Genomic DNA, 2,119 nt, shown 5'->3' on the forward strand with positions numbered 1-2,119 from the left:
GTTCTAACGCGCCGACTCGGCGTTCTTCTAGGCCCTACGCCGGTGGATGCTGGTGCTCCACAGCAGCACGAGCATCCCGGCGGCGGCCAGGCCGGCGCCGACCAACGGCGCCTCGCGCACGCTCCAGACGTCGAGGGCCAGGCCACCGGCGAAGGCGCCGAGGGCGTTGGCGATGTTGAGGCTCGCATGGTTCATCGCCGCACCGAGGGTCACCGCGTCATCGGCGACGTCCATAAGCCGCACCTGCAGGTTGATCACCAGCACCGACGCGATCGCGGTGGTCAGGAAGGCGACCGGCGCAAGCCACCACCCGGCCGGGGCGACCAGCCAGAAGAGGGTCAGCACCGCCACCATGCCGAGGCTGCTCGCGAGCAGCGATCCCATCACCGACCAGCGGGCCAGCTCGCCAGCGACCCAGGTGCCGACGACCATTCCGACGCCGAACGCGAACACGAACCACGGCACCGCTCCCTCGGCCAGGCCGGCGGTGTCGGTGACGATCGGGGAGATGTAGGAGTAGGCCGCGAACATGCCGCCGAACCCGATCGCGCCCGCGAGCATCGTCAGCCAGACCTGCTTGTTGGTGAAGAACCGGCCGGCCTCGCTGCGGCCGGTCGCGTTCGGGTCGCCCGGGAAGTGGGGCACCGAGAGCTGCACCAGCACCACGGTCAGCAGGGCGAGGCCTGCTGCGGCTGCGTACGGCGCCCGCCAGCCGGCGGTCTGACCGAGCCACGTCGCGAACGGGACACCGATCACGTTGGCGACCGAGAGCCCGAGCATCACCAGGGCGACCGCCCGGCCGCGGTGCTTCGGCGCGGCCATCGACGTGGCGACGATGGTCGCGACACCGAAGTAGGCGCCGTGCGGGAGCCCGTCGAGGAACCTCGCGACCAGCAGCATGTGGAAGTCGACGGCGACCGCGCTGAGCACATTGAACAGGGCGTACGCCGCCATCAGCGACAGCAGCAGCCCCTTGCGCGGAAGGTGGGCGACGAAGAACGAGAGGATCGGTACGCCGACGACCACCCCGACCGCATAAGCGCTGATCAGGTGGCCAGCCGTCGAGGTTCCGACACCGACGCCCTCGGCGATCTCGGGCAGCACGCCCATGGTGACGAACTCGGTCGTACCGATCGCGAACCCGCCCATCGCGAGCGCGAGCACGGCGATGACGAACTGGACAGGGGTGACCGGTCTGACGGCGGTCTCGGCGGTGGCGGTATCGGTCACTACTGCCTAACCTTCGGCGATTTGTGGGCTATTCCGTGAATCGGTGTGACCCCGGTCCCGCCGCCCGAGCGATCCTGTCAACCATGGTTGACACGGCGAGGTTGTCAACCTATATTGACAGCATGACGGATGCGAAGGATCTCGCCGAGTCGGCCGCGAGCGCCGACCCGAGCACGGGGTTGCGAGCCGCGCTCGCGCTGCGTCGCCTCGCCGACTCGCTGGAGCGGCTGCAGGTGGCGAACGCCCGCCGACAGGGATGGGCCTGGCAGGAGATCGCCGACGCGCTGGAGGTCAGCCGCCAGGCGGTCCACAAGAAGTACTCGAAGGAGATGTGATGTTCGAGAGATTCACCAAGTCGGCCCGCGATGCGGTGACCGCGGCCCAGACGTACGCCACCGAGCTCGGTCACGAGCGCATCGGCGACGACCACCTGCTGCTGGCGATCGGCTCCAGCGCCGGTTCGTCCGCCGCCCGGGCGCTCACCGAGGCCGGGGTCGAGGCGGGAGCGCTGCGGGCGGAGGTCGAGCGGGCCCATGGGCGTCTCGGCAACGACGACGCCGACGCGCTGTCGACGCTCGGGATCGACCTGGACGCGGTGCGCTCCAAGGTGGAGGAGGTCTTCGGCGCCGGCGCGCTGGACAGCGGGAAGCCGCGCCGCCGTCTCGGTGGGCACATCCCCTTCACCAAGGACGCGAAGAAGGTCCTCGAGCTCTCGCTGCGCGAGGCGATCCGGCTCGAGGACCGCTCGATCGGGACCGAGCACATCCTGCTCGGCATCCTTCGCGCAGAAGGGGAAGGACATGCTGCCCTACAGGCCCTCGGCGTGGATGCTGCTGCGCTGCGCCGCACGCTCGAGCACGGCGAGGCCGCCTGACGCCGAGGCGTCAGG

The 2,119-nt window shown here is 69.9% G+C and carries 3 protein-coding genes; 2 read left to right on the plus strand and 1 reads right to left on the minus strand.

Annotated features, from left to right (window positions below):
* Positions 1–27: 27 nt before the first annotated feature.
* Positions 28–1,230 (minus strand): MFS transporter, encoded by a 1,203-nt coding sequence (locus ACFU7D_RS29400; RefSeq protein ID WP_378874021.1) that lies wholly within the window; start codon positions 1,228–1,230, stop codon positions 28–30.
* Positions 1,231–1,352: 122 nt separating this feature from the next.
* Between ACFU7D_RS29400 and ACFU7D_RS29405 the strand changes: the two genes are divergently transcribed.
* Both ACFU7D_RS29405 and ACFU7D_RS29410 read left to right on the plus strand, forming a co-directional pair.
* A complete protein-coding gene (locus ACFU7D_RS29405) occupies positions 1,353–1,565 on the plus strand; it encodes a helix-turn-helix domain-containing protein (protein WP_091052828.1) in 213 nt (70 codons plus the stop codon).
* Positions 1,565–2,104, plus strand: coding sequence for a Clp protease N-terminal domain-containing protein (locus ACFU7D_RS29410; protein WP_378874025.1), 540 nt, complete (start codon positions 1,565–1,567; stop codon positions 2,102–2,104). Before ACFU7D_RS29405 ends, ACFU7D_RS29410 begins: the two co-directional genes overlap by 1 nt.
* Positions 2,105–2,119: the final 15 nt, after the last annotated feature.

Source organism: Nocardioides sp. NPDC057577 (genome assembly GCF_042801335.1).
Taxonomy (GTDB): domain Bacteria; phylum Actinomycetota; class Actinomycetes; order Propionibacteriales; family Nocardioidaceae; genus Nocardioides.